At 64.1% G+C, this 18,157-nt stretch carries 18 protein-coding genes; 12 read left to right on the top strand and 6 right to left on the bottom strand.

Features of this window, described 5'->3' with window-relative positions; genetic code table 11:
- The first annotated feature begins 23 nt into the window (after positions 1-23).
- Together AC1ROX_RS20140 and AC1ROX_RS20135 are read left to right on the top strand one after the other, a co-directional pair.
- Entirely contained in the window at positions 24-497 is a 474-nt protein-coding gene (locus AC1ROX_RS20140; protein WP_493128392.1) for a hypothetical protein, read from the top strand.
- A gap of 1 nt (position 498) precedes the next feature.
- Positions 499-2,103 carry a GMC family oxidoreductase gene (locus AC1ROX_RS20135; RefSeq protein WP_493128390.1) on the top strand — a complete coding sequence of 535 codons (1,605 nt, stop codon included), beginning with the start codon at positions 499-501 and terminating at the stop codon, positions 2,101-2,103.
- A gap of 104 nt (positions 2,104-2,207) precedes the next feature.
- Here the strand turns inward: AC1ROX_RS20135 and AC1ROX_RS20130 are convergent, their stop codons facing one another.
- Complete coding sequence (locus tag AC1ROX_RS20130; RefSeq protein ID WP_493128388.1) at positions 2,208-2,672, bottom strand: Lrp/AsnC family transcriptional regulator; 465 nt, start codon at positions 2,670-2,672, stop codon at positions 2,208-2,210.
- Positions 2,673-2,835: 163 nt separating this feature from the next.
- On the opposite strand from AC1ROX_RS20130, the gene AC1ROX_RS20125 reads away from it, so the two are divergent.
- From AC1ROX_RS20125 to AC1ROX_RS20115, 3 genes are read left to right on the top strand one after another with little or no spacing between them, the layout of a single operon-like run.
- Positions 2,836-3,849 (top strand): 1-aminocyclopropane-1-carboxylate deaminase, encoded by a 1,014-nt coding sequence (locus tag AC1ROX_RS20125; protein WP_493128386.1) that lies wholly within the window; start codon positions 2,836-2,838, stop codon positions 3,847-3,849.
- A gap of 6 nt (positions 3,850-3,855) precedes the next feature.
- A complete protein-coding gene (locus tag AC1ROX_RS20120) occupies positions 3,856-4,161 on the top strand; it encodes a hypothetical protein (RefSeq protein WP_493128384.1) in 306 nt (101 codons plus the stop codon).
- A 22-nt stretch (positions 4,162-4,183) separates the two neighbouring features.
- On the top strand, positions 4,184-5,158 hold the full coding sequence (locus tag AC1ROX_RS20115) for a succinylglutamate desuccinylase/aspartoacylase family protein (RefSeq protein WP_493128382.1): 975 nt from the start codon (positions 4,184-4,186) through the stop codon (positions 5,156-5,158).
- A gap of 16 nt (positions 5,159-5,174) precedes the next feature.
- On the opposite strand, the gene AC1ROX_RS20110 is transcribed toward AC1ROX_RS20115, so the two are convergent.
- On the bottom strand, positions 5,175-5,546 hold the full coding sequence (locus AC1ROX_RS20110; RefSeq protein ID WP_493128380.1) for a hypothetical protein: 372 nt from the start codon (positions 5,544-5,546) through the stop codon (positions 5,175-5,177).
- 219 nt (positions 5,547-5,765) lie between these two features.
- Here AC1ROX_RS20110 and AC1ROX_RS20105 point away from each other — a divergent pair, with 219 nt between their 5' ends.
- The gene (locus AC1ROX_RS20105; protein WP_493128378.1) at positions 5,766-7,460 is read left to right on the top strand and encodes a patatin-like phospholipase family protein; all 1,695 of its coding nucleotides are present in this window, start codon (positions 5,766-5,768) and stop codon (positions 7,458-7,460) included.
- A 24-nt stretch (positions 7,461-7,484) separates the two neighbouring features.
- Here the strand turns inward: AC1ROX_RS20105 and AC1ROX_RS20100 are convergent, their stop codons facing one another.
- Positions 7,485-8,855 carry a tetratricopeptide repeat protein gene (locus tag AC1ROX_RS20100; RefSeq protein WP_493128376.1) on the bottom strand — a complete coding sequence of 457 codons (1,371 nt, stop codon included), beginning with the start codon at positions 8,853-8,855 and terminating at the stop codon, positions 7,485-7,487.
- 124 nt (positions 8,856-8,979) lie between these two features.
- On the opposite strand from AC1ROX_RS20100, the gene AC1ROX_RS20095 reads away from it, so the two are divergent.
- From AC1ROX_RS20095 to AC1ROX_RS20070, 6 genes are all read left to right on the top strand, one after another.
- On the top strand, positions 8,980-9,624 hold the full coding sequence (locus AC1ROX_RS20095; RefSeq protein WP_493128374.1) for a TetR/AcrR family transcriptional regulator: 645 nt from the start codon (positions 8,980-8,982) through the stop codon (positions 9,622-9,624).
- 93 nt (positions 9,625-9,717) lie between these two features.
- On the top strand, positions 9,718-10,956 hold the full coding sequence (locus AC1ROX_RS20090; RefSeq protein ID WP_493128372.1) for a branched-chain amino acid ABC transporter substrate-binding protein: 1,239 nt from the start codon (positions 9,718-9,720) through the stop codon (positions 10,954-10,956).
- 67 nt (positions 10,957-11,023) lie between these two features.
- Complete coding sequence (locus tag AC1ROX_RS20085; RefSeq protein WP_493128370.1) at positions 11,024-11,971, top strand: branched-chain amino acid ABC transporter permease; 948 nt, start codon at positions 11,024-11,026, stop codon at positions 11,969-11,971.
- Positions 11,968-13,245, top strand: coding sequence for a branched-chain amino acid ABC transporter permease (locus AC1ROX_RS20080; protein WP_493128368.1), 1,278 nt, complete (start codon positions 11,968-11,970; stop codon positions 13,243-13,245). The genes AC1ROX_RS20085 and AC1ROX_RS20080 overlap by 4 nt, the downstream gene beginning before the upstream one ends.
- The gene (locus tag AC1ROX_RS20075) at positions 13,242-13,994 is read left to right on the top strand and encodes an ABC transporter ATP-binding protein (protein ID WP_493128366.1); all 753 of its coding nucleotides are present in this window, start codon (positions 13,242-13,244) and stop codon (positions 13,992-13,994) included. The genes AC1ROX_RS20080 and AC1ROX_RS20075 overlap by 4 nt, the downstream gene beginning before the upstream one ends.
- 13 nt (positions 13,995-14,007) lie before the next feature.
- The gene (locus tag AC1ROX_RS20070) at positions 14,008-14,703 is read left to right on the top strand and encodes an ABC transporter ATP-binding protein (protein ID WP_493128761.1); all 696 of its coding nucleotides are present in this window, start codon (positions 14,008-14,010) and stop codon (positions 14,701-14,703) included.
- A 10-nt stretch (positions 14,704-14,713) separates the two neighbouring features.
- On the opposite strand, the gene AC1ROX_RS20065 is transcribed toward AC1ROX_RS20070, so the two are convergent.
- Genes AC1ROX_RS20065 through AC1ROX_RS20055 form a run of 3 tightly spaced genes read right to left on the bottom strand, consistent with a single transcriptional unit; the run spans position 14,714 to position 18,148 of the window.
- Positions 14,714-16,312, bottom strand: coding sequence for an ABC transporter ATP-binding protein (locus tag AC1ROX_RS20065; protein WP_493128364.1), 1,599 nt, complete (start codon positions 16,310-16,312; stop codon positions 14,714-14,716).
- 10 nt (positions 16,313-16,322) lie between these two features.
- A complete protein-coding gene (locus tag AC1ROX_RS20060) occupies positions 16,323-17,168 on the bottom strand; it encodes an ABC transporter permease (protein WP_493128362.1) in 846 nt (281 codons plus the stop codon).
- Positions 17,165-18,148: an ABC transporter permease gene (locus AC1ROX_RS20055; protein WP_493128360.1), complete on the bottom strand. Its 984-nt coding sequence runs from the start codon at positions 18,146-18,148 to the stop codon at positions 17,165-17,167. Before AC1ROX_RS20055 ends, AC1ROX_RS20060 begins: the two co-directional genes overlap by 4 nt.
- Positions 18,149-18,157 lie beyond the last annotated feature (9 nt).

Here is an 18,157-nt window from a genome sequence, read left to right as displayed (position 1 = left end):
TGCTGCATGTCAGCAGGGTTCACATGGCCGCCGCTTTAGAAACTCTTTCAGCCGCTGAGATCAAAGACCTCGGAAAGATCGCCGGGACGATGGTTCCCGCAGACGCTACGCTCGGCATGCCGGGCGCCGACGATCCTGCCATCCTGGACGATATCGTGCGATCGGTGGGCCGGGACCTTCCTCTGGTTCGCGAAGCGTTGGCCGAGATCGTAGAAAAGTCGGGCGGTGCGTTCGCCGAGATGGACCGGGACGGCAGGGAAGCGCTGATCAACGAGTGGTACGCGAGCGGTGGCGTGCCGGCCGTCGCCCTCGGGCGGGTGATCGCGGGCGCCTACTATCGTGACCATCGAGTCCTGCTGGCCCTCGGGCATGAGGCCCGCGCGCCTTTTCCGAAAGGCTATGTGCTGGAGCAGGGGGACTGGACCCTGCTCGATGCCGTGCGCAGCCGGCCGCCCTTCTGGCGCGACGATCGCGTCGCCTCGACGGGAGAGCGCTGACATGGCCGGCAACGAGAAGGTCGATGTCCTGATCATCGGCTCCGGTGCTTCGGGCGCGGCCGTGGCCTGGAGCCTCGCGGAAACCAGGATGCGCATCCTGTGCCTGGAGCAGGGCGACTGGATGAAGCCGACCGACTTTCCCAGCAACGGCCGCGACTGGGAAGCAAGGCGCTACACCGATTTCGAGATCAGCCCCAACCGGCGCGGGCGGGATACCGACTATCCGATCAACGACGACAATTCGCTGATGAAGATCGCCAACTTCAACGGTGTCGGCGGCGGCACGATCATCTACACGGCACACTGGCCGCGCATGCATCCCTCGGACTTCAAGGTGAAGTCGCTGGATGGCGTGGCCGACGACTGGCCCGTCGACTACTGGGCGCTCGAGAAGTTCTACGAGGAGAACGACCGGATGATGGGCGTCTCCGGCCTCGCCGGCGATCCCGGCGTGCCGCCGCGCCATCCACCGATGCCGCCGATCGGGCTCGGCAAAACCGGCACCCGCTATGGCCAGGCGATGAACCGGCTGGGCTGGCACTGGTGGCCGTCCGACAGCAGCATCGCCACCACCGACTATGAAGGCCGGGCGGGCTGCATCAACCTCGGCCACTGCACGCCGGGTTGCGCCCAGGGTGCCAAGGCCAGCACCGACATCACCTACTGGCCGCTCGCGATCCGCGCCGGTGTCGAGCTGCGCACGCGCTGCCGGGTGCGTGAGATCACGACCGACGAGAACGGCATGGCGGCCGGCGCGATCTACTACGATGCCGACGGTGTCGAGCATTTCCAGCCGGCCGAGGTCGTCATCCTGGCCTGCAACGGTGTCGGCACGCCGCGCCTGCTGTTGAACTCGGCCTCCGCGAAGTTTCCCAATGGTCTCGCCAACTCGTCCGGCCTGGTCGGCAAGAACCTGATGCTGCATCCCTGGCCGATGGTGTCCGGCTATGTCGACGAGCCGCTGGACGGCGGACGCGGGCCCATCAACACGATCTGGAGCAAGCAGTTCTACGAGACCGATCCGTCGCGTGATTTCGTGCGCGGCTACACCTTGCAGTTCAGCCGCGGCACCGGTCCGGCCAACCAGGCAATGCTCGGCGCGGTCACCGGCCTCGTGCCGTGGGGCCGCGATCATCATCGCCAGTACCGGCAGCTGCTCGATCACCGGCTGAACATCGGCGTCGCCTGCGAGGACCTTCCCGAGGAACACAATCGGGTCACCCTCGATCCCGTGCTGAAGGACAGCAACGGCATCCCGGCGCCGAAGATCGACTACGCGATCAGCGAGAACACGCGCCGCATGATGGAGCACGGCATTGCCCGCGCCGAGGAGATCCTGACGGAAGCCGGCGCCACCCGGATCTATGCCTCGCGCACGGCGCTGAACTATCCGGGTCATCTGCTCGGCACGGCGCGGATGGGCACCGATCCCGGGCGCTCGGTGGTGAACGAATGGGGCCGCAGCCACGACGTGAAGAACCTGTTCATCGTCGACGGCAGCATCTGGGTTACCTCGGGCGGCGTGAACCCGACCTCGACCATCCAGGCCCTGGCGCTCTACATCGCCGATCAGATGAAGCAGCGGCTGGCGACGCTGTTCGACTGAGTCACGCCTGCAGCGACCAAACGGGGTGGTTCGGGACGCCGGACGCCCGTGGTTGCGGCGTCATCCTGTTCGGATCCGGCGGGGTCCTGTCCGACGCCACACCGTCAAAAATCAAGAGGTGCATTGTCGATGACCTCTTTCATGACGAAGAACGTTCTTGTCTGCCGAACGCCGGGCAGGGCGATCAACTTCTCCCCGTGAATGCGGTTGAAGCCCTCGATATCCTTCACCCGGATCTTCAGGAAATAATCGAAATCCCCCGCCACCAGATGGCAGTCGAGGACAAACTTGAGTTTGGCGATGGCTTTCTCGAAATCGCCAAAGCTTTGAGGAGTCGAGCGGTCGAGCACGACTCCGACGATTACCAGCGCTCCCCTGTCGATCTTCTTGGGCGCCACCGCCGCCCGGACGCCGCCGATATAGCCTTTGTCGAAGAGGCGCTGTGTTCGGCGGTGACACGTTGCGGGGCTGACGGAGACCAGTTTCGCCAACTCGGCATTGGACAGTCGCCCGTTACCCTGCAGGAGGCGCAACATGCGGACATCGATTCGGTCGAGATTTTCTGACATGGAATAATCTTCCCCGTATAGGCCTGATCATGAAAGTATTGGTCGATCTGAATATCAGTGATCTTTCATGGAGCCAAGGTTGGTCCCGTCGTTAGAGAGCACCTTCCAGATGGAGTTCGGTACGATCCAGCCAGATTGAATCGCCTCAGCGGAAGGAACTTCCATGCTGTCCAAGTTCGAGCGGTATCCCCTCACATTCGGGCCAACTCAAATAGAAAAACTCGACCGGTTGTCGGAGCATCTCGGCGGCAAGGTCGAGATCTATGCCAAGCGAGAGGATTGCAATTCCGGTCTTGCCTTCGGTGGCAATAAGCTGCGCAAGCTCGAGTACATCATCCCCGACGCGATCGCGTCGAACGCCGACACGCTGGTTTCCATCGGTGGTGTGCAATCCAACCACACCCGCATGATTGCCGCGGTCGCCGCCAAAATCGGATTCAAATGCCGGCTGGTTCAGGAGAGCTGGGTGCCGCACGAGGACGCGGTCTACGATCGCGTCGGCAATATCATGCTCAGCCGCATAATGGGCGCCGACGTGCAGATGGTCGACGAAGGTTTCGATATCGGTATCCGGCGGAGCTGGGAGGAGGCCATTGCGGACGTCAAGGCCAAGGGCGGCAAACCCTATGCGATCCCCGCCGGGGCTTCGGTCCACAAATACGGCGGCCTGGGCTATGTCGGCTTTGCCGAAGAGGTACGAGAGCAAGAGAAGGAACTCGGCTTCGCCTTCGACCACATCGTGGTCTGCACTGTCACCGGCTCGACGCATGCGGGCATGTTGGTGGGCTTCGCCAAGGACGGACGCGAGCGCAAGGTCATCGGCATCGATGCGTCCTTCACGCCGGCGCAGACCAGAGCGCAGGTCCTCGAGATCGCGCGCAACACCGCCAGGCTGGTCGAACTGGGCAAGGACATTGTCGAGGACGACGTCGTGCTCGTCGAAGACTATGCCTATCCCGTCTATGGCGTACCATCCGAAGAAACCAAGGAAGCCATCCGTCTTTGCGCACGCCTCGAAGGGATGATCACGGATCCCGTCTACGAGGGAAAATCGATGCAAGGCATGATCGACCTCGTCCGGAAAGGCTACTTCCCCAAGGGCTCAAAGGTTCTCTATGCGCACCTGGGTGGCGCCCCGGCTCTCAATGGATACGGGTATGCGTTCAGAAATGGATAGTCCCCCGTGGGCGCATTGATCCTCTGCACATTCCCTGCGGACAGAGCCGATTTCCGAACGTGGATACTCGACCGCGTCGTCTTGTTGGCAACCAGCACCGAAGCCTGCATCAAGTTCGTGGGAACGGAGCAGGGCGAGGGAGCTGGATCGGCCCTGAGTACCGTCGGCGTTCAGATTGCGAGTGTGACGCGCGCCAGGTCGATCTTTTCTGAATGGCGATCGGAGAAGAGTCACATCCGTTCGGCCGAAGTCAGGCTGCTGCTGATGGAGGTGGTTGATGGTAGCGAATATGCCGGCGCCCTGTTCCCTTGAAGAGTCCAGGAGTCGGCTTTCGGTGGACATCGATCTGCAGGCCGAGGGCAAGGCAACGGGCTTTGTCCGGGTGCCGCACTCGGTTCACCGCTCCGCGTACGGTTGGATCCCGGTCCCGATCGTGCAGATCCGAAATGGCGAAGGCCCGAATGTCCTGCTGGTGGCGGGCAATCACGGCGACGAATGGGAAGGGCAGATCGGACTGGGAAACTTGATCCGGAACATCGAAGCTAAAGATGTCCGGGGGCGCCTGATAATCCTTCCCTCCGCCAATTTTCCTGCCGCACTGGAGGGTCGACGCACGTCTCCGATCGACCAGGGCAATCTCAATCGCGCCTTTCCCGGGGATGCCGAAGGTACCATCACGCAACAGATCGCCTATTGGATCGAACATGCACTGCTGCCTGGCTTCGACTATGCCTGCGACTTTCATTCGGGTGGCAGCTCTCTGATCTACATTCCGAGTGCGCTGGTCGCACACCATCCAGAGCCCGCAATTCTGGAAAAGACCATCGGTCTGGCAAAGGCCTTTGGTGCACCCGTGACCTTCATCTCGAAGGCCCCTGGAGGCGATCGTGCGTTTACGTCTGCCGCGTCCCGCCAGGGCGTCGTTGCGCTAACGACCGAACTCGGCGGTGGAGGCTTCGTTACGGCGGAGTCTCTCTCAATTGGCGAGCAAGGCATGCGTCGCGTGCTGGCTCACGTCGGACTGTTGCAGGGCGCGGTACCTCCGCTCGCCTCCACGCGCCTGACGGAAACCGTTGGCGACGACTACTACGTCTATGCCTCCGAAGGCGGCCTGTTCGAGCCTCTGGCCGAGTTGGGCGACGAGGTGAGCGCGCGTCAACCCGCAGGTCGAATCCATTTCCACCACACGCCATGGCGTGAACCGGAGGTTGTCGCTTTCCAGCGGCCGGGGCTTGTGATCGCCAAGCGAGTGCCGGCGCGTTGCGAGCGCGGCGACTGTCTGTTCCAGTTGGCGACGCTGTTCGACTGATCTACCCGCCGGTGGGTCAGCGGGGCGCCTTCATGATCCATCGCCGCGCCGGATCGATTTTGCGGAACAGCCGCATCGGCCGCCTGGCGGTGGCCAGGAAGCCGAGAAACCGCCTGAGTTCCGGCGTTTCGATCTCCGGCAGGACGAAGGCCATGGGGCCGACCACCTGCACGGTGGCCGCTTCCCGGATGCGCACACCGAGTTCGTTGACATCCTGGTCCGTGAAGATCGCACGTCCATTGCGCGCATCGAAGAGTCTGCGCCAGTCGACGATGTTCGCGCCGATGACCATGTCGAGATAGGCCTCGACATCGCTTCGCGTGACATCGCCTTCAGCGACGACGGTCACCAGCTGGAGGTGGGATTGGACGGTCCAGTGAAGTGCCATGCCCGCGTGTAAATCACCATATGATCTATGTATTTTTTGATTTTAGCCGGCACGTCTGAACCTTGAAATACGACCTTCGTTGGTCGTGCTTCGGCGGGACGCGCTCTTCTACGGTGTAAAAGGAATAAACGACCACTACTGCAGGTAGATTGACGGAACTTGTGATGCTATCCTCCGAGGCGATCGCGCTCGAAAACTGAAGAAACATCGGGGGAGCCCATGGGTAGCGATTCGCAGAACAACACGTTTGAGCTTGGTCTCGTGCTCGCCGGTGCTATCTCGGCGGGTGCGTACTCTGCCGGCGTGATTGACTTCCTTATCCAAGCTCTCGACTGCTGGGAGGCGGAGAAAGCGGACCAGACGGCGAGAGTGCCCCGGCATAGGGTTTCCATTCGCGTTATTTCAGGAGCCTCGGCCGGTGCAATGACGGCAGCGCTTGCCGCAGTCTCGCTGGACTCCGAAATCGATCCCGTCGTGGATTCAGAGAATCCACCCGAAGCCAAACGTAATCGGCTCTACGATGCCTGGGTGCGCCAGATCGATATTGCCCGGCTGCTTTCGACCTCCGACGTCGACGGCGAATCTGGCAAGGTGAAGAGCCTGCTGAATGCAATTCCTTTGAAGGAGATTGCGACAGAAGCGCTGGAAACACAGAAGCGTTCCCAAAGACGGTCTTACGTCAGCGACCCTCTCGCGGTCATGCTGACCGTAGCGAATCTACGGGGCGTTCCCTATGGATTCGATTTGCCTGGTTCGGTCCCGGCCAGGCGCTACGGCATGTTCGAACATATGGACCATGCAAGATTTTCCCTGAGCGAGACGGGAAAGAATCTGAAAGGCGCCAGGCTGCTCGTGCCTCCCTCCCGTGGGAACGACGCTGCATGGGCCGAACTGGTTTCCACGGCACTGGCGAGCGGTGCATTTCCGGTGGGACTGGCACCTCAAATACTTAATCGACCCCTTGAGGATTACGAAGATCGTTACGGCCAGGGCCCGCGATGGCCCGAGAAATGGAAGGAATGGACCAAGGATGAGAAATATTCCTTTCTCTGTGTGGATGGCGGCTTGATGAACAACGAGCCGCTTGAGCTTGCGCGGCAATATCTGGCCGGTGGGCGCGAGAAGAAGAATCCGACGGGTGGAGAAGTTGCTCATCGTGCCGTCGTTCTTGTCGATCCATTTCCGAATGAAGCGACTCTGACGGAACCGTATGGACCCGACGATGGGCTCGCCAAACTCGTCCTTTCGATGTTTTCAGCTCTCAAGAACCAGGCGCGCTTCAAGCCCGAGGAACTTCAGCTGGCGCTCGAACCTGACGTCTTCAGTCGCTTCATGATCTCACCGTCTCGAAGCGACGCATCGGGAAATCCCATCGAACCGGCCATCGCCTCCAGCGTCATGGACGGGTTTGGAGGGTTCTTCCATGAGTCCTTTCGCCGACACGACTTTCATCTCGGGCGGCGCAATTGCCAGGCCTTCCTCAAGTGGCGTTTCTGTGTTCCGGAGACCAATGGCATCGTGGCCGGCACAGACCCGGAAGTGCTCAGCGATTTCCATGTCAAAGAGCGCAATGGCTCGGTTCAGATGTTTACCCGGGCCGATGGTACCAAGGTGCCTTACGTTCCGATCATCCCGCTCGTTGGCAAGGCCGCGGTCGAAGTTCCGGAATATCCAATTCCCTCGGGAGCCGGTATTCCGACCCAGCAGTTGGATGGCCTCGTGTTCAGGAGAATCGACGCCGTCGGGCGCACCGCAATTCGAACCGAACTGAGCAGGGGGCTGGGACGTCCGGTCGCGATGCTCGCGGAAAAAGCATGGGCATGGCACTACGCCCGCAAAGCGGCCGACACGGCAATGGTGGCTGTCAGGAAACAACTTGGTCGCGTTGGCCAGGTATCTGGGAATCGCACATAAGTCCGACGGTCCCAGCGGATCTTTTCAGCCGGAGGCTTGCCCGAGACCTATGACGGGAAGACTTGGCGGGCCGGGACGCCGACCTCCCATCAGGCGCCGGGCCTCAGCGTCGCGTCCGGCGGCCAGGTAGGCCCGCAACAAGGTCGCTTCCACCAGGTCGCCCTGCGCGCGGCTGCCGCCGATCCGTTCCCGTTCGGACAGCATCGGCTCGATCAGGTCGATGGCGGCTGCATAGTCGCGGCGCTGGTAGGCCGCGAAGGCGCGCGCCACGGCGGGGATGAGGGATCCGGAGGGATAGCGGCCGGCGCTCGCCAGTTCCTCGATGGCCTCGACCCAACCTTCGAGCGCTTCGTCATCGCCGGTGGCGGCGTAGGTGAGCCCCACATGCCAGTCGGCGAGCGACATGCCCGGGCGTGGAAGTTTCTCGCGCGCATAGTCCTTGAGCTTCGCCCAGCGCGCGGGATCGCGCGGATGGCCCGCCAGCTCCGAGCGCCACAGGAACGCCGCGGAATCCGAGAGCTTCTGGTGAATGGCGCCGCGATGATCGTCGGCGCAGAAGGCGTCGTTGTAGAGGCGCAGCCCGCCTTCCAGGTTCCCGGCATGCAGTTCGAACAGGCCGAGATGCCAGTTCAGATGGCCAAACAGGCCGCCGCCGCGATCGTAGAGCGGCAGCCAGTCGCGCAGGAAGACGATGCCCTGGTCCTGTTCGCCGGTCTCGTAGCAGAGATGGGCGAAGGCATGGGCGCCATAGGCGTTGCGCCGGTATTGGGCCAGCGAGCGTTCGATCATCGGGCGCGCCTCGTCGTGCCGGCCGATCTCCGACAGCGCCATCCCGCGATGGGCCTCGAACCACCAATCCGCGCCATAGTGCGGGGCGAGCCCATCGAGGAAGTCGGTGAGGTCCTGTTCCCGGCCCGACAGGCCCGACATCCCGATCAATCCACCCTGGTTGGCGGCCAGGCTCAGCACCAGCGCGTCGCGCGGCCATGTCCGCACATGGGTGCGGAGTGCCGCCAACGCCGCAACGGCCTGGCCGGCAAACAGGTGGCGGAAGACCCCGATGTGGCTCTGCTCGCGCGCCGGGCCTCCTTCGCCGAGCAACACCGCTTTGGCCAGGTCCTCGCGCATGGAATCGAGCTTGCCGGCGAGCTGTGAGGCGCGAGCCCTGCCGATATGGGCGAGGGTAAATGCGGGATCAGCCGCGATCGCCCGATCGAAAGAAGCGGCCGCGCCCGGATAGACCGTCAAAAGCAGATCGACGCCCTCGACATAGGCATCGCGCGCGGCAGCGCTCGTCGTGGAGAGGGGCAGGTCGTAGCGGTCCGTCAGCATGTCATCACCGTCAAGACAGTGCGCCAGCGGCAGGGCGCTTTCAAGCTGGGGCGTCTGCCGCATTTGTCCATATGGGTTCGAAGCGGTAACCATGAGCTTTGATGATGGATCGAAAGGCCCCAGTTTGTCCGCAGCAGTGAAACCCCGGCGCAAGAGTTCGGCCAAGGCAGAGCGACGTGCCGAGACAATGGATCAGATTCTCGACACCGCGGAGTACCTGTTCGCGAAGCACGGCTTCTATGGCGTGACCCTGAAGGATGTCGCCAAAAGCATCGGGGTGCACCACACGCTGATCAACTACTACTTCGAGGACAAGAAGAAGCTCTTCGAGGATGTGTTCGCACGCCGGGCCGTGGTGACGAGCGAGCGGCGCATGAAGGTGCTCGACGACTATGCGAGCGAGGTCGGCGATTCTCCGACGGTCGAGGGCGCGCTGCGGGCCTTCCTCGACACCGATCTCGATCTCTATACCGAAGGCGGCGAGGGCTGGCGCAACTACGGCGCGCTGGGGGCTCAGGTGGCGAGCACGCCCGAATGGGGCGCCAGGATGATGGACGAGCATTTCGATCCGGTCGTCCTGCGCCTCATCGGCCTGCTCAAGAAGGCCCTTCCGGAGTGCGCCGAGGAGGACATCTTCTGGGGCTACCACTTCGTGACCGGGGCCCTGATGCTGACGCTCGCGCAGACCGGCCGCATCGACAAGCTCTCCGGCGGCCTGTGCCGGTCCGGCGACTACGCAGCGGTGAAGGAGCGTATGGCCACCTTCATGGCGGCCGGTTTCATGGCCGTCTGCTCACGCAAAAAGAGCGGGTCACGGAAGATCGGCGGGTAGGTCGGACTTGCCTTGCGCGCTCTAATTCACTAGTGAGTGAATGAACAAGTGAATCAATAAAAAACCGAAAAATACTAGGGAAGGAATCAGACCATGCGCATACGCAACTGGATTTCTGTGCTTCTTGGCCTGCTGCTGACGATTGGCGGCGCAGCTACGGGTTGGGCGCAGCAGACCATCAAGGTCGCCTACACCGATCCGCTGTCGGGCCCGTTCGCCCAGGTCGGCGACGCCAACCTGAAGCAGATGCAGTACATCATCGACTTCATCAACGCCAAGGGCGGCGCGCTCGGCAAGAAGTTCGAGCTGGTCCCCTTCGACAACAAATCGCAACCGTCCGATGCGCTGATTGCCCTGAAGAGCGCAACCGACCAGAACATGCCGTTCATCATGCAGTGCAGCGGATCGAACATCGCCGCCGCCCTGATCGACGCCGTGAACAAGCACAACGATCGCAATCCCGACAACCGCATCATCTACCTGAATTGCGGCGCGGTCGCTCCCGAGCTGACCAACGAACAGTGCAGCTTCTGGCATTTCCGCTTCGACCTGCACGCCGCCATGAAGGCGGAGGTGATGGTCCGCGCGCTGCCCAAGGAGACGACCAAGGTCTACCTGATCAACCAGGACTATCTGTTCGGCCAGTCGGTGCAGCGCGAGGTGAAGAACTTTCTCACCAAGCTGCGGCCTGACGTGCAGGTCGTCGGCGACGAACTGATCCCGCTCGGCAAGATCAAGGACTTCTCGCCCTACATCACCAAGATCAAGGCGTCGGGCGCACAGGCGCTGATGACGGGCAACTGGGGTCCCGACATGAACCTGCTGATCAAGGCGGGCGTCGATGCCGGCGCCGACCTGCGCTACTACACCTTCTATGCCCATCTGGCCGGTGGGCCGACGGCGATCGGCGCGGGCGGCGAGAACCGCGTGCTGTCGGTGATGCCGTTCAGCGAGAACGTGGCGACGGAAATCGGCAATGCCGAAGCCGAGGCCTTCATCAAGGGCTTCCGCGAGAAGCACAAGTTCGAGTTCACCTCGGCCGGCTACCGCACCATCTTCGAGTATCTCCAGGCGGCGGTGAACAAGGCGGGAGCGGTCGACGCGACCAAGATCGCCTATGCGCTGGAAGGCATGTCGATCAAGGACTTCCTCGGCTTCGAGACCACGATGCGCAAGGCCGACCACCAGCTGGTCGGCGAGTACTTCGTCGGCCTCTTCAAGAAGGGCGTGAAGTACGACGCCGAGAACACCGGCCTCGGCTGGGCCACCGAGGTGACCGTCCTTGCCAAGGACATCGACCAGCCCAACACCTGCAAGATGAAGCGGCCCTAGGCTTTGAACCGGGATGCCCGCTTTCCGGAAGGGAAGCGGGCATCGCCCCTTGTGGCGGACAGGTTCGATGGAAGTTTTCGTCGTCTCGCTCCTCAATGGCCTCGTCTACGGCATGCTCCTGTTCATGCTGGCGAGCGGGCTCACGCTCATCCTCAGCATGATGGGCGTGCTCAATTTCGCCCATGCCAGCGCCTACATGCTGGGCGCCTACTTTGCCTACACGATCAGCCTCTATGTCGGGTTCTGGCCCGCCCTCATCGTGGCGCCTATTCTGTGCGGCCTGGTCGGCGCCGCCCTCGAGATGTGGGGCCTGCGGCGCGTCCATCGCCACGGCCATGTCGCCGAGCTGCTCTTCACCTTCGGCGTCGCGCTCATCATCGAGAAGGTCGTGCAGATGACCTGGGGTCTCCTGCCGGTGCCCTACCGGATACCGGAGCTGCTCGATTTCCCGCTGTTCCGCATCTACGGCACGCAGTTCCCGGCGTACCGCGCCTTCATGCTGCTGATCTCGGCGCTGATGTTCGGGGCGATCTGGCTCGGGCTCACGCGCACGCGCGTCGGGCTGGTCATCCAGGCCGCGCTCACGCACCCCGAAATGGCGTCGGCGCTGGGCCATAACGTGCCGCGCATCTTCACCCTCGTCTTTGCGGCCGGCACCGCGCTTGCCGGGCTCGCCGGCGTGATCGGCGGCAATTACCAGGTCACCGAGCCCGCCATGGCTTTCACCATGGGACCGATCGTCTTTGTCGTCGTGGTGTTCGGCGGCCTGGGCTCGCTGACCGGCTGCTTCATCGCGGCGATCCTCATGGGCCTCATCCAGACCTTTGCCGTCGTCTTCGACGTATCGCTGGCCGACCTGCTGGCGAAGTTCGGGATCACCGTCACCGCCAGCACACCCTTCGCGGAGCTTCTCACCGTCACGCTGCCGCGCATCGGTGCGCTGCTGCCGTTCCTGATGATGGTGCTGATCCTCGTGTTCCGCCCGCGCGGCCTGATGGGAACGCGCGACACATGAGCCTGCTGCGTCGCAACTGGCCGTGGCTACTGGCGCTGGCGGTCCTGCTGGCGTTTCCGTTCCTGTTCTACGACTGGACGAAGGGCCGCCATTCCGGCTTCGTGTTGACGCTGATGAGCGAGATCGGCGTCATGGCGATCTTCGCACTGTCCTACAACATGCTGATGGGCCAGGCCGGGCTGCTCTCGTTCGGCCATGCCGTGCTGTTCGGCCTGGGCGCCTATTGCGCGGCGCATACGGTCAACCTGGTCAAGGCGGGGACGATCTGGCTGCCGACCGAGCTGGTGCCGCTGGCGGGCGGACTGGGCGGACTCTTCTTCGGCTTCGTCCTGGGTTGGCTGGTGACCAAGCAGCGGGCCACCGCCTTCGCCATGATCACCATGGGGCTGGGAGAGCTCGTCACCGCGGCAGCCCTGATGTTCATGGGCTTCTTCGGCGGCGAGGGCGGCATCACCATCGACCGCGTCATGGACACCAGCCTGCTCGGCGTTCGCTACACCTCGCCCTGGCAGGTCTATTGCCTCGTCCTCGCCTGGGCCTTCATTGCCGCCGCCCTGATGAGACTGCAGACCCATACGCCGCTCGGCCGGATGGCAAACGCCACGCGCGACAATTTCGAGCGCGCGCAGTTCGTCGGATACGACCCGCGGCGGGTGCGCCTGCTGCAGTTCACGCTGGCGGGGTTCTTCGCCGGCATCGGCGGCGGGCTCTACGTGCTGATCTACGAGATCGTCACCTTCGACACGGTTTCGGCGGCCAAGTCGGCCAACGCCCTGCTGGCGGTCTATATCGGCGGCGCCGGCGGGTTCTTCGGGCCAATCCTGGGCACCATCGTGGTGGTTCTGCTGCAGAGCGGCGTCAGCCTGCTCAGCAACGCCTGGCTGCTCTATGTCGGCGTGCTGTTCATCGTCATGGTGATGTTCGCGCCGGTCGGGCTCGGCGGGCTGATCGCCATGCATGCGCCGATCTGGCGAATGGGCCGGCTGCGCGAGTTGCTGCTGCCCTACCTGCGTGCCCTGCCGCCGGCCTTGATGGTCCTGCTGGGCTTCGTGCTGCTGGTCGAGCTCACCTCCTTCACCACGATCGGGGCGGCGCAGGGCAAGCGGTTCGCGGTCGCCGGCCACGTAATCGATACCACATCGCCAGTACCCTGGGTGATCGCGTTCGCGGCCCTGGGGCTGGGCGGGCTCTGGCTGCGTCGCGAGGCGCGCGCGTTCCGCCTGCGCTGGGATGCCCTGATGGAAGATGCCAAGCGACAGGTGGGTGCATCGTGAGCGCGCCGGCTATCGAGCTACGCGACGTCCGCAAGAGCTTCGGCGCCACCGAGATCATCCGGAGCGTCAATCTCAGCATCGCCAGGGGCGAGCGGCACGCGATCATCGGCCCGAACGGTGCCGGCAAGACGACGCTGTTCAACCTGATCTCCGGCCGATTCCCGATCAGTGCCGGCACCATCACGGTCAACGGCAAGTCCACCGCCGGCCTGCCGCCACAGGAGATCAACCGGCTCGGCCTGTCGCGGAGCTTCCAGATTACCTCGATCTTCCCACGCATGACGGTGTTCGAGAACATCCGCTGCGGCCTCCTGTGGTCGCGCGGCTACCGCTACTCTTTCTGGCACCTGCTGGCCGGCCAGAAGGCGCTGAACGAAGAGGCCGACCGGCTGCTCGACCGGCTGAAGCTTGGCGGCCGCCGGAACCTGCCGGCCGGGCTGCTGTCCTATGCCGAGCAGCGGGCCCTCGAGATCGGCATCACCATCGCGGGCGGCGCCGATATCATCCTGCTCGACGAGCCGACCGCCGGCATGAGCCACAGCGAGACGGACGCCGCCGTCGAGCTGATCCGCGGCGTGTCGGAGGGCAAGACCCTGCTCATGGTCGAGCACGACATGAGCGTGGTGTTCGGCCTCGCCGACCGCATCACCGTGCTGGTCTACGGCGAGGTCATTGCCTCGGACGCGCCGGCCGCCATCCGCGGCAACGCCGCCGTGCAAGAGGCCTATCTCGGGACGATTGCGGCATGAGGTCGGCATCATGATGCTCGAGATCCGCGACCTGCATGCCCTGTACGGCAAGAGCCACATCCTGCAGGGCGTCGATCTCGCGGTCGACGAAGGCGAGATCGTGAGCCTGCTGGGCCGCAACGGCGTCGGCCGCTCGACGTGCTGCAAGGCGATCATGGGGCTGGTGCCGCCGGTCGGACAAATCAGCTTCAAGGGCCGGCCGATCGCGGGCCTGCGGCCCGACCAGATCGCCCATGCCGGCGTGGGCTACGTCCCCGAGGACCGGCAGGTGTTTCCCGGCCTGACGGTGAAGCAAAATCTCGAGCTCGGACTGAAGCGCGCCGGCGTGTTCGGGCGCTGGAAGTTCGACGACGTCTTCTCGCTGTTCCCCAATCTCGGCGCGCGGCAGGACAATCCGGCCGGAGTCCTGTCGGGCGGCGAGCAGCAGATGCTCACCATGTGCCGGACGCTGATGGGCGACCCCGACCTGGTCATCATCGACGAGCCGACGGAAGGGCTGGCGCCCCGTCTGGTCGAGCAGGTCGGCCGGCTGCTCGACGAGATCGCCCGGCGCGGCACGGCGATCCTTCTGGTCGAGCAGAAGCTCACCATCGCGCTCAAGATCTCCCACCGCCTTTACGTCATGGGACACGGCCGCATCGTGTTCGCCGGCTCGCCCGCCGAACTGATGGCCAATGCCGCCGTTCGCAAGGAGTGGCTGGAAGTCTGACCGGCCTGGACTAGTTGACGGGCGGTAGCCAGTGGCGTCCCGGAATCGAGTCGAGAAGACTCCTTGTGTAGGGATGCCGTGGCGCCGCGAAGACTTCGGCTGTCTGCCCTTGCTCGACGATGACGCCGCGCTGCATCACGGCCACTCGTCCGCAGACTTGTGCGGCGACCCGCAGGTCGTGCGTGATGAACAGCATCGTGAGGCCCAATCGCTGCCGGAGGTCCTCGAGCAGCGCCAGGATCTGTGCCTGGACGGAAACGTCCAGGGCGGAAACGGGCTCGTCGGCGATCAGCAGCTCCGGTTCCAGCGCCAGCGCACGGGCAATGCCGATGCGCTGGCGTTGGCCGCCGCTGAATTCGTGGGGAAACCGTTCGGAGGCACTGGGATCGAGTTGGACCAGCGCCAGCAGGTCTCCAGCCTGACGCAACGCCGCCGCCCGGGTCACACCATGCGCCATGGGGCCTTCGGCGATGATCTCGCCCACGCGCCGGCGGGGATTGAGGGAGGCGTGGGGATCCTGAAACACCATCTGGATGCGCTTGCGAAAAGGCTTCCAGCTACGGCGCATCAGGCGCCGCAGATCGGTGTCGTGGAAGCGGATGGCGCCTTCCTCGGGTTTCACGAGGTTGACGATGCAGCGCGCCAACGTGGATTTGCCCGAGCCGCTTTCACCCACCAACCCCAGCGTCTCGCCCTTGCGAAGCGCGATATCGGCGTCCTGCACCGCCGACACCTTCACCTTGGGCGAGAGGAGGCCGCCGCTGCGCCAGTAACTCTTGCGCAAGCCGATCAGCTCCAGCACGGGCCGTCCTGTCGGCGGTTCTTCGATGGCGCGGGCACGATGCGGTACGGCGGCGATCAGCGCCTTCGTATAGGAATGCCGGGGTTCGTTCAGAACCTGTGCCGCGGGTCCGCTTTCGACGATATGGCCCTGCTGCATCACCGCGACTCGGTCGGCGATCTCGGCGACCACGCCGAAATCGTGCGTGATGAACAAGACGCCCATGCCGCGCCGCGACTGGATTTCCTTGATCAATCCCAGGATCTGCATCTGCGTCGTGACATCGAGCGCCGTCGTCGGCTCGTCGGCGATCAGCACGGCCGGTTCCAGGGCCAGCGCCATGGCGATCATCACGCGCTGGCGCTGGCCGCCCGACAGAAGATGCGGATAAGAGCGGGCGATACGGTCGGGATCGGGCAGATGCACCGCCTCGATCAATTCCTGCACACGCTTGGCCGAGCCCGCGACGCCGTGCACTTTCAGCACCTCGGCGATCTGGTCGCCGACCCGCATCAGCGGATTGAGCGCGGTCATCGGCTCCTGGAAGATCATGCCGATGCGGCTACCGCGCAGCAGGCGCATCTCCGCCGGCTTCAATCCGAGGAGGGGCCGGCCCTCGAAGTCGATGCCGCCGTCCATGACTTTCAGGGCCGGCGGCAGCAGGCCCATGATGGCGCCGGCCGAGACCGACTTGCCGGATCCGCTTTCCCCCACGATGCAGAGGATCTCACCGGCATTGAGCGTGAACGAGACATTCTCGATGGCGTGCGGGCGGTCCGCGCCCGGTGGCAGGGCGACGGTGAGGTTGCGGACGTCGAGCAGGCTCATCGCCCGGCTCTCATCGACGCCGCGCCAGGCGGGGATTGAGTGCGTCGCTCAGCCCTTCGCCCACGAGGTTGAGCGCCAGCACGGTCAGGAAGATCGCGACACCGGGAAACACGCTCATCCACCAGGCGATGCGGATCACGCTTCGGCCTGCGCCGATCATGAATCCCCAGGAGATCATGTTGGGGTCGCCCAGGCCCAGGAACGAAAGGCCGCTCTCCAGCAGGATGGCGCTCGCGACCATGAGGCTCGCCAGCACGATTATCGGCGACAGGGCATTGGGCAGGATTTCGCGGAACACGATCGCGGTGCGCGAGCGGCCCAGCACCTCGGCGGCCTGCACGAACTCGCGGCTGCGCAGCGACAGGAACTCGGCGCGAATGACCCGGGCGACCGGCGGCCAGGAGACGATGGCGATCGCCGCGACGATCGAGCCCAGGCTCGGCGAAAAGATCGCCACCAGCACGACCGCCAGCAGGAAGCTCGGCACGGTCTGGAAGAACTCCGTGAAACGCATGATGGCATCGTCGACCACGCCGCCGGCATAGCCCGCGACGGCGCCCAGGGTGATGCCGACCAGCACCGCGACCGCGGTCGATACCGCGCCGATCAGCAGCGACACGCGGGCGCCGTAGGCGATGCCGGCGGCGACGTCGCGTCCCAGACTGTCGGAGCCCAGCAGAAGATCCATTTCGCCGGGCCGCATGAAGGGCCCGCCCCGCATGTCCCAGGGAGAGAAGGGAAACACCATATCGGCCGTCGCGGCGGCCAGGCCCACGAGCGCGAGGACGATGAGACCGACTGCCGCCCCGCGATTGCGCAGGAAAGTACCGACAAACTCGCCGAGCAATTGCTTCACATGACCTCCACGCGCGGATCGATCAACGCATAGAGGAGGTCGGTCAGCAGGTTGAAGAGCAGCACCATCACCGAGGTGACCAGGAACACGCCGAGCAGGATCTGGTAGTCGCGCGCGAGCAGGGCATCGAAAGCGAGACGGCCGATCCCCGGCCAGGCGAACACGGTCTCGACCAGGATCGAACCGCCGATGAGCTGGCCGAGCTGCATGCCGGCGACGGTGATCACCGGCAGCAGGGCGTTGCGCAGGACGTGGCGGCGCTGCACGGCCCCTTCCGGGACGCCCTTGGCGCGCGCCGTCCGCACGAAGTCCTGCGATGCCACTTCGAGCATTGCCGCCCGTGTCAGCCGGGCATAGACCGCCATGTAGAAGAGGCCGAGTGTGAGAGCTGGCAGGAGCAGATAGCGCGCCGTATCCAGGACGGCGGCGAAGCCGGTCAGGTTGGCGCCCACGGTGTTCATCCCGAAGCTCGGCAACCAGTCCAGCCAGACACTGAAGACGAGCACCAGCATCAGCCCGACCCAGAAGAGCGGCGTGGCGTAGAGGCCGAGGGCCAGGACCGTGATCAGGCTGTCCGAGGTTCGCCCGACCCGCCGGGCGGCGAGCGCCCCCAGGGTCACGCCCAGGAGGACCGCCAGGACGAAGGCCGTCCCGGTCAGCAACAGCGTCGCCGACAGACGCTCCGCGATCAGCCCGGCCACGGGGCGTTGCTGGCGATAGGACATTCCGAGATCGCCGTGCGCCACGTGGCTCACATAGAGCCAGAGCTGCGTCGACAGCGGCTGGTCGAGCCCGAACTGGGTGCGCAATTGAGCCAGGAACTGCGGATCCGCCGCGCCGGCCTCGCCGGCCATCACGCTGGCGGGATCGCCCGGCGCCGCGTGGACCAACAGGAAGTTGGCGGTGATGATGGCGAATACCATCACCACCATCTTGATCACGCGCTGAGCAAGGAAGCGGGCGAAGTGCACGCCGCCCATGTCGGCCGC

Source organism: Reyranella sp. GW821-FHT14A01, from assembly GCF_058803965.1.
This window is presented reverse-complemented; position numbering and strand designations above follow the sequence as displayed.

Excerpts from the sequence above, each read along its gene's own strand:
- AC1ROX_RS20095 (WP_493128374.1), top strand. The coding sequence starts at position 8,980 with ATGGATCAGATTCTCGACACCGCGGAGTACCTGTTCGCGAAGCACGGC.
- AC1ROX_RS20140 (WP_493128392.1), top strand. The coding sequence starts at position 24 with ATGGCCGCCGCTTTAGAAACTCTTTCAGCCGCTGAGATCAAAGACCTC.
- AC1ROX_RS20100 (WP_493128376.1), bottom strand. The coding sequence starts at position 8,855 with ATGCGGCAGACGCCCCAGCTTGAAAGCGCCCTGCCGCTGGCGCACTGT.
- AC1ROX_RS20110 (WP_493128380.1), bottom strand. The coding sequence starts at position 5,546 with ATGGCACTTCACTGGACCGTCCAATCCCACCTCCAGCTGGTGACCGTC.
- AC1ROX_RS20090 (WP_493128372.1), top strand. The coding sequence starts at position 9,718 with ATGCGCATACGCAACTGGATTTCTGTGCTTCTTGGCCTGCTGCTGACG.
- AC1ROX_RS20055 (WP_493128360.1), bottom strand. The coding sequence starts at position 18,148 with ATGGGCGGCGTGCACTTCGCCCGCTTCCTTGCTCAGCGCGTGATCAAG.
- AC1ROX_RS20105 (WP_493128378.1), top strand. The coding sequence starts at position 5,766 with ATGGGTAGCGATTCGCAGAACAACACGTTTGAGCTTGGTCTCGTGCTC.
- AC1ROX_RS20085 (WP_493128370.1), top strand. The coding sequence starts at position 11,024 with ATGGAAGTTTTCGTCGTCTCGCTCCTCAATGGCCTCGTCTACGGCATG.
- AC1ROX_RS20130 (WP_493128388.1), bottom strand. The coding sequence starts at position 2,672 with ATGTCAGAAAATCTCGACCGAATCGATGTCCGCATGTTGCGCCTCCTG.
- AC1ROX_RS20080 (WP_493128368.1), top strand. The coding sequence starts at position 11,968 with ATGAGCCTGCTGCGTCGCAACTGGCCGTGGCTACTGGCGCTGGCGGTC.
- AC1ROX_RS20065 (WP_493128364.1), bottom strand. The coding sequence starts at position 16,312 with ATGAGCCTGCTCGACGTCCGCAACCTCACCGTCGCCCTGCCACCGGGC.
- AC1ROX_RS20070 (WP_493128761.1), top strand. The coding sequence starts at position 14,008 with ATGCTCGAGATCCGCGACCTGCATGCCCTGTACGGCAAGAGCCACATC.
- AC1ROX_RS20125 (WP_493128386.1), top strand. The coding sequence starts at position 2,836 with ATGCTGTCCAAGTTCGAGCGGTATCCCCTCACATTCGGGCCAACTCAA.
- AC1ROX_RS20135 (WP_493128390.1), top strand. The coding sequence starts at position 499 with ATGGCCGGCAACGAGAAGGTCGATGTCCTGATCATCGGCTCCGGTGCT.